The organism is Paratractidigestivibacter sp. (assembly GCF_052362415.1).
In the GTDB taxonomy this organism is placed as follows: Bacteria; Actinomycetota; Coriobacteriia; order Coriobacteriales; family Atopobiaceae; genus Paratractidigestivibacter.
On record NZ_DAWEMK010000005.1, the window covers coordinates 1 to 7,936 of the forward strand.

The window sequence follows — 7,936 nt, forward strand, 5'->3', positions numbered from 1 at the left end:
GAGCCGGGCACCAACGGCCAGCACGCCTTCTACCAGCTGATCCACCAGGGCACCCGTCCCATCCCCGCCGACTTCATCGCCTTCGCGAACACCGCGAACCCGACCAAGGACGGCGACCAGGACGTCCACGAGCTCTTCCTCGGCAACTTCCTCGCCCAGACCAAGGCGCTCGCCTTCGGCAAGACCGCCGACGAGGTCCGCGCCGAGGGCACGGCCGAGTGGATGGTCCCGGCCCGCGTCTTCAAGGGCAACCGCCCGACCACCTCGATCTTCGGCACCGAGCTCAACCCCCACACCCTGGGCGAGCTCATCGCGCTCTACGAGCACATCACCTTCGTCGAGGGCACCGTCTGGGGCATCGACTCCTTCGACCAGTGGGGCGTCGAGCTCGGCAAGCAGCTCGCCAAGCAGATCACCCCGGCCTTCCACGACGACGCCGCGCTCGAGAAACAGGACGCAAGCACCCGCGCCCTCATCGAGTACTACCGCAAGAACCGCAAGTAAGTAAGCAGCACGTAAGGGCAAAAAAGACCGAGGCTCGCGCCGAGGTCCTGCGCGGCGGCTCAGGCACCCTCCTGCGCCGCCGATATAAGCGCTAAAAACCCGCTCAGCGCCAGGATTGGCGCGCCAAGCCCCTGACTGTCCCAAGCGGACGGCTCGGGGGCTTTTTGTGCATGTGCCCCTAAAAATAGAAATCGCTAAGGTTTGTAGTATCGCAGGAGGGGTGACAATTTCCGGTCTGCATTATGGCCGGCCTGTACTAGGAAGGATTCCCGAGACCCCATGACGCTCCTCGAACTTATTAACCTGCTGAAGAAGCACCTCAAGCTCGTGGTGCTTCTTCCTTTGGCGTGCGCACTGGCCATGGGCATGTTCAGCATGCTGTTCATGAGCAACACCTACACGGCGACCACGAGCATGTACGTTCTCGTAAAGAACAACGACTCGGGCAACTCCTCGACGCTCTACTCCGACCTCAATGCCTCGCAGATGGTCACGAACGACGTCGCGACGCTGCTGAACTCCGACCGTGTGACCAACGAGACCGCCAAGGACCTGGGCCTCCAGAACCTCAAGGCCTATAAGGTCAGCGTCACGTCCGAGACTACCTCGCGCGTCATCACCCTTTCGGTCACCGGGACCGACCCCGAGGGCGCCGCCCGCGTGGCCGACACCATGGCCCAGAAGGTCTCGTCCATCGCCCAGGAGGTCATGGACGTCCAGTCCATCAACGTCATCGACCAGGCGGAGGCGCCCAAGGACCCGAGTGGCCCCAACCGCCTGCTGTACACCGCCGTGGCTTTCCTTGCCGGCCTCTTTGCGGCGGTCGCGATCGTTGTCCTGTCCGACATGCTCAACACCAGGATCCGTAACCAGGAAGAGCTCGAGGAACTGCTGGGTGTCCCCGTCATCGGGCGCGTCCCCCAGATGTAAGGGGTATCACTAATGTTTGGAACCAACTCAACTTCAGGCAAGGGCACTGGCGACCGCGTTTTTCTCCAGAACGCCGTCAAGACCCTCGTCGCAAATATCCGGTTCGCCTCTGTGGATAACCCGGTGCACGTCATCGGCGTCTCCTCCTCCATCCCCAACGAGGGCAAGTCCTCGATCTCGTACGCGCTGGCCCAAGCGCTCGCCGCCGGCGGACAAGAAGTCCTTCTCGTTGACTGCGACCTTCGGCGCCGCAGCCTCGCGAATATGATCGGCACCCACGCTCAGGCGGGCATCTACTCGGTGCTTTCCGGGCAGACCGAGCTGAACGACGCCGCGGTCGAGACCTCCACGCCCGGCGTGTACCTGCTCGATTGCGAGCCGCACATCCCGAACCCCGTCGACATCCTGGCATCCCGCCGCTTCAAGTCCCTGGTGGCTCAGATGCGCGAGGAGTTCGGCTACGTTGTTATCGACACGCCGCCGCTGTCCGCCTTCGTCGACGGCGCCGTCATCTCGCAGAACGTCGACGGCATGCTGCTGGTCGTGCGCCGCAACTTCACCAAGCGCGACGAGATCCTGGGCGCTTACGAGCAGCTCAAGAAGGCTGGCGCCAACGTCCTGGGCACGGTGCTCAACTTCTGTGAGGACGAGAAGAGCGAGTACTACTACAGCTACTACAACAAGGATGGCAAGCGCGTGCGCAAGAGCTCCAGCTCCTCGCAGGGCGCGCCCAAGCTTCCCGATGCGCCGCTTTCGCAGCAGGTCGTCCACCCGAGTGCCCCCGCTTCCGCTCCTGTTGCCGCTTCTGCGCCCGCGGTGACGGGTCTGAAGCCCCTGCCCAACACCAGCGCTTCTCCGGACAGCACGATGGCCTTCCTTAAGCAGTCCGGTTATCAGCCGCGCACTGACTTCGACGAGTAACGGCGGTACTTCCTAGCAATGCGTGATATGCACTGCCACATCCTTCCCGGCGTCGACGACGGCGCGAGAGACCTCGACGCGAGCCTTCGCATGCTCGAGGCCGCCCGCGCCGTCGGCGTGACGTCGATGGTCTGCACGCCGCACGCGCGCAGCCCCTACTTCGACTACGAGAAGATGGTCGCAGCGTACCAGGAGTTCTCTGCCGCCGCGGCCAAGGCCGCGCCCGAGGTGCACGTCGCCATGGGCTTCGAGGTCGCGCACCGCAAGCTCATGCAGCTCGGCGTCGAGGAGTGGGCCCCGTACCTGCGCTTCGCCGAGACCGAGGAGTTCCTGCTCGAGCTCGATACCGGCTGCGTGGCGGCCGACTTCCAGGAGTACGAGCGCACCATCTACACGCTCCAGGGGATGGGCTTCACGGTTATCATCGCCCATCCCGAGCGTTACCGCGCGATCCAGAAGGACATCCAGATCGCCCGCAACCTGGTGAACATGGGCTGCAAGCTCCAGGCATCCGCCGACTTCGTCGCCGGTGGCCGCTTTGGCCGCGAAAAGAAGCCCGCGAAGCGCATGTTCGAGGAGAAGCTCTACACCTACATCGCGAGCGACGCCCACAAGCCCGAGCACTACGCGCTTCTCGACCGAGCTCGCCGCGACTACGTCGTCCGCGGAAAGCACTTCCGCTAGCGCCTTCCGCCGCTCTTCTTGGCGCTGGCCGCAGGCGGTGAGCTCATTCGAAAATGGACAGGGGCCCGGGGGAACAAGTTCCCGCGGGCCCCTACTTTGGCAGCTGCCAAGCGTGAGTCGCTATCGCTTTACAGTGCGAGGGCACGCGTCTGCGATTAAGCTGCGTCGTGCCGCCGCTCCCTGCACGAATACAGCATTCCCATTCATGCGTGGCGCAAACCCGGGACGCAACCTTTACACAATCCTGTTCTTTGCCCTGAACTCGCGGCTGAACGCATGTTGTACAATGGCGAACGGTCAATTCCCTAAACCCCAAGTAGAAGGGTCCGCATGAAACCTCGACCTGCCAGTCGATGACCTGCGGCGTGCTCGAGCCACGCCGCCCCGGCGTCAAGCGCATTAAGGAGCACGAATGATCTACCTGTCCCAACTCATGGGCAACCCGGTCTACGCCTCGGACGGCGAGAAGATCGGTTCTGTTTCCGATCTCGGCATCGCCACGGGCGAGGTCTTCCCCCGTGTGACCAGCCTCGCGTTCAAGGGCCCCGGCCGCACCCCCTTCATGATCTCCTGGCGCAAGTACGTCGACACATACGACGAGAAGGAGATCCACCTCAAGGTCCCCGCGACCGAGATCCGCTTCTCGTACCTGCAGCCGGACGAGGTCCTTATCGCGCGCGACATCCTGAACAAACAGATCGTGGATACCCGCGGCATGCGCGTCGTCCGCGTGAACGACCTCAAGCTCTCGGACACCAACTCAACGCAGCTGCGCCTGCTCGGCGCCGAGGTCGGCGCCCGCGGAATCCTGCGCTCGCTGAGCCCGGCGCTCGAGCGCGGGGTCCTCAAGCTCTCGCGCACCTTCGGCAAGCCCATCCCCGAGAAGATCATCGCCTGGTCCTACATGGACCTCGTCGAGCGCGACCTCTCGAACGTCAAGCTGAGCGTCTCGCACAAGACCCTCGACGACATGCACCCCGCCGACATCGCCGACATCATCGAGCGGCTCGACCCGCGCCTGCGCGGCCAGGTCTTCGCCCAGCTCGACGACGAGCAGCGCGCCGGAGCCATGGCCGAGTTCGACGACGACGCGATGGCCGCCGAGCTCATGCGCCTGATGGGCGTCCAGGAGCAGCGCGCCATCCGCCAGCTGCTCGGCTACCGCGAGGACACCGCGGGCCGCATCATGACCTCCGAGTTCGCCGCCCTGCCCGAGGACAAGACCGTCGCCGACGCCGTCGCCCTGCTGCGCGGCCTCGACGAGGACTTCGAGAGCGTCCGCTACGTCTACCTCACCGACGAGGACAACAAGCTCTGCGGCGTCGTGACGTTAAACCAGATCATCGTGTCCGAGCCCGACACCCGCCTCGGCGACATCTGCACCGAGGAGGTCATCACCGCGAGCCCCGAGGACGACCAGGAGGACGTCGCCGAGGACATCGCCAAGTACAACCTGCTCGCGATGCCCGTCGTGGCGGACGACGGCCACATGCTCGGTATCGTCACCGTCGACGACGCGCTCGACGTCCTGGAAGAGGAGCACGCAGAGGACCTGCAGATCGCGGGCGGCGCTCCCTCCGACGACGACAACGCGCAGGGCGGCGATCTCGTCTGGCTGCTTCGCCGCAACGCGTGGTTCTTCCTGTGGGTCGTGGGCGCCGCTGCCATGGCGGTCGGCCTTCCCGCGCTGGGCGTCGACAGCTCGACCGTGCTGCTGATGTGCGCCGCGATGCCCGTCGCGCTCGTCGTCGCGGACGACTCCATCAGCTACGTCACGAACTTCTTCCTTCAGAACGACCCCGATGACGACGATTCGCCCTCGATGCTCGGCTTCACGGTAAAGAGCCTCGGTATCGGCGTCGTGCTCGCTGCCGTCGCGGTGCTCGCGGCGCTCATGCTCGACAGCGTCGTGCGCGCAGGCTCGCCCGCGGCGCTCGCGTCGGTGTCCACGGGCTTCTTTGCGGCAGCCGCCGCGATTCTGCTGAGCTTCCTGCTCAGCCCGCTTTACCTTGTGTACCTGCGTAAACGTGACGAGAAGAACCAGGACGCTTCCGGGTTCGCGCTCTCGATGTGCTCCATGGTCGTCGCGCTCGCCGTGTTCGTCGCCATCGTCATCGTGAAGGCGGTGGTCCTCTAGTGGCGCTCGATTCCGAGGCACAGAAGCCCCAGACAAAGAAGTCCCCGGCAAAGAAGCCCGACGCGAATCCGACCGCTCCCAAGGGCGACGGCGCCCCGCAGGCTACCGCGCGCCGCAGGCTCGACCCCAAGCGCGTGCTCGCGGCGATGGGCCCCGGCATGGTCGCCGCGCTCGCGGGTGCCGACGCCGGCGGCGTGGCCACTTACTCCAGCGCCGGCGCGTTCTTCGGCTACGGCCAGCTCTGGACCGTGCCCGTCATGTGCCTGCTGCTCATCGTCGCGCAGGAGACCGCCGCGCGCATGGGCTGCGTTACGGGCAAGGGCTTCGCGTCGCTCATCCGCGAGCAGTTCGGTGTACGCCTCTCGGCCCTCGCCATGCTCGCGCTGCTGATCTCGAACACCACGGTCACGCTCTCCGAGTTCGCCGGCATCGCCTCGGGCCTCGGGCTCTTCGGCGTGCCCGCCATCGTGAGCGTGCCCATCGCCGCGCTCGCCATCTGGATGCTCACCATGAGCGGCTCCTACCACCGCATCGAGAAAATCCTGCTGGCCATCAGCTGCGTCTTCGTCACCTATGTGGTGGCCGGCGTCATGGTCGGCCCCGACTGGGGAGACGCCCTCAACGCGACCCTCATCCCGCGCTTCTCGACCGACCCGCAGTACTTCAGCGTCCTCGTGGCAAACATCGGCACCACCATCGCCCCATGGATGATCTTCCTCGCGCAGTCCAACGTCGTCGAGAAGAACGCGCACGCCGAGGACCTGCCCTACCAGCGCATCGACACCGTCACGGGCTCCGTCGTGGCGAGCGCCATCAGCTGGTTCATCATCCTGACCACGGGCGCCGTGCTCTTCCCGGCGGGCATCCAGGTGAGCAGCGCCGAGGACGCGGCGCTCGCCCTGCAGCCGCTCGTGGGCGACTACGCGACCGTGCTCTTCGGCGCGGGCCTCGTCGGTGCGTCGTTCCTCGCGGCGTGCGTGCTGCCCGGCATCACCTCGAGCGCCATCTGCGAGGCCTTCGGCTGGGAGCGCGGCAGCGACCGCAGCTGGGCCGAGGCGCCCGTCTACCGCGGCATCATCACCGCCGTCATCATCTTCTCGGCCGTGGTCGTGGTCATCCCGAACGTCGACCTCTTCGGCATCATGATGCTCGCGCAGGTCATCAACGGTGTGCTCCTGCCCGTGCTGCTCATCTTCATGGTGCTCATCGCGAGCGACCGCCACGTCATGGGCCGCTTCCGCAACAGCCGCGCATGGAACGGCCTCACCTGGTTCACCATCATCGCCGTGGTGATTCTTACCATTGTTATGTTCGTTCTGCAGGCGATGGGGCTCTAGCGAGCGGCGCCGCGCCGCTTCATGGTAGAGTACCTTCCTGTGAGCGTGTTCGATGGGGGCGGGTGACGTCACACCTCGAACCTGGTCAGGGCCGGGAGGCAGCAGCCATAAGGGGCCTCTGACGGGCACCCGTTCCCATCGAGCGCGCTTCTTTGTAACTTAGCTGCCCCGTGGCCTGTGCCGCGGGGCAGACTTGTGACCAGAGGTTTTTTGACCATCGTCCAAAAAGGAGATTCACCCGCATGGGCTTCATCAACTTCATCGCAGAGCTGCTCCACGACCCCCGCAGCGCAATTGCTGCCTGGATCGCCGCCGGCCCGCTCATGGCCTACGGCTGCGTGTTCCTGATCATCTTCATCGAGACGGGCGTGGTGTTCTTCCCGTTCCTCCCCGGCGACTCGCTGCTCTTCGCCTCGGGCTTCTTTGCCCATAACGGCGGCTTCAACATCTTCGCGCTGCTCGCGGTCGCGTGGTGCGCCGCCATCCTCGGTGACCAGTGCAACTTCATGATCGGCCACTTCTTTGGGCGCAAGATCGTCGCCTCCGGCAAGGTCAAGGCCATGACCCCGGAGCGCCTCCAGAAGTCCGAGGCCTTCCTCGACAAGTGGGGGCACCTCGCCATCTTCCTCGGTCGCTTCTTCCCGTTCATCCGCACCTTCGTGCCCTTCATCGCGGGCATGGGCGGCATGCACTGGCGCAACTTCGTGATCTTCAACGTCCTGGGCGGCATTACCTGGTCGACGTTGTTCACGCTGCTCGGCTACTTCTTTGGCGGCATCCCCTTCGTGCAGGAGCACTTCGAGCTTCTCATCATCGGCATCGTCGCGGTGAGCATCATCCCGACCGTGGTCGGCCTCGTCAAGGCTAAGTTCGCAAAGAAGCAGGCGTAGGCCGGGCCGCGGCCGTCAGGTTCCCTGTACCTGAGGGCGCTTGATAAGGGCCGCGCGCAGAAACTCCGACATCCAGCTCCGGCACCGCCTTGCCCGCGAAGAAACCCCGACGCCCAGCTCCGGCACCGCCTTGCTCGCGCAGAAACCCCGGCGCTCAGCCCCTCTCCCCGGGCTGGACGTCGGGGTTTCTGCGCAAAGGGGTTAGCCCGAGGGCTGGACACCAGGTTTTTTGCGTGAGAGTCGACGCTGCGGAGCTGGATACCGACAAATCTGCGCGGGCGCCGCCTGCCTGAAGTAGCATGGGTGATGTCTGCACGCAGCGTGGAAGGGGCTAAAGCCAATGAAACTCATCATCGCGTCCGACATCCATGGCGCTGCCGATTGGTGCGAGCGCCTCATGGCCGCCATCGAGGCCGAGAAGCCCGATCGGGTGGTGCTCCTCGGCGATCTCCTGTACCACGGCCCCCGCAACGACCTGCCGGCTGATTACGCCCCCAAGCGCGTGATCGAGATGCTCAACGGCATCGCCGACC

The 7,936-nt window shown here is 65.0% G+C and carries 7 protein-coding genes, 1 other RNA gene and 1 pseudogene; all 9 read left to right on the forward strand.

Going from position 1 to position 7,936, the window contains the following annotated elements; genetic code table 11:
- Positions 1-504, forward strand: a pseudogene (locus tag ACT84W_RS01075) (glucose-6-phosphate isomerase); the annotation flags it as partial.
- Positions 505-783: 279 nt separating this feature from the next.
- Positions 784-1,434: a YveK family protein gene (locus ACT84W_RS01080; RefSeq protein WP_432290699.1), complete on the forward strand. Its 651-nt coding sequence runs from the start codon at positions 784-786 to the stop codon at positions 1,432-1,434.
- 12 nt (positions 1,435-1,446) lie between these two features.
- A complete protein-coding gene (locus ACT84W_RS01085; RefSeq protein ID WP_444327916.1) occupies positions 1,447-2,355 on the forward strand; it encodes a CpsD/CapB family tyrosine-protein kinase in 909 nt (302 codons plus the stop codon).
- A gap of 27 nt (positions 2,356-2,382) precedes the next feature.
- Positions 2,383-3,039, forward strand: a complete 657-nt coding sequence (locus ACT84W_RS01090) for a CpsB/CapC family capsule biosynthesis tyrosine phosphatase (RefSeq protein ID WP_432290697.1) — start codon at positions 2,383-2,385, stop codon at positions 3,037-3,039.
- Positions 3,040-3,451: 412 nt separating this feature from the next.
- Positions 3,452-5,176 (forward strand): magnesium transporter, encoded by a 1,725-nt coding sequence (locus ACT84W_RS01095; RefSeq protein ID WP_444327917.1) that lies wholly within the window; start codon positions 3,452-3,454, stop codon positions 5,174-5,176.
- A 146-nt stretch (positions 5,177-5,322) separates the two neighbouring features.
- Positions 5,323-6,513, forward strand: a complete 1,191-nt coding sequence (locus ACT84W_RS01100) for an Nramp family divalent metal transporter (protein ID WP_432290772.1) — start codon at positions 5,323-5,325, stop codon at positions 6,511-6,513.
- 49 nt (positions 6,514-6,562) lie between these two features.
- An RNA gene (ffs, locus tag ACT84W_RS01105) (signal recognition particle sRNA small type) lies at positions 6,563-6,658 on the forward strand.
- 97 nt (positions 6,659-6,755) lie between these two features.
- Positions 6,756-7,403, forward strand: coding sequence for a DedA family protein (locus ACT84W_RS01110; RefSeq protein ID WP_444327918.1), 648 nt, complete (start codon positions 6,756-6,758; stop codon positions 7,401-7,403).
- Positions 7,404-7,743: 340 nt separating this feature from the next.
- The coding region (locus tag ACT84W_RS01115; RefSeq protein ID WP_444327919.1) for a metallophosphoesterase at positions 7,744-7,936 on the forward strand (193 nt) is incomplete at its 3' end.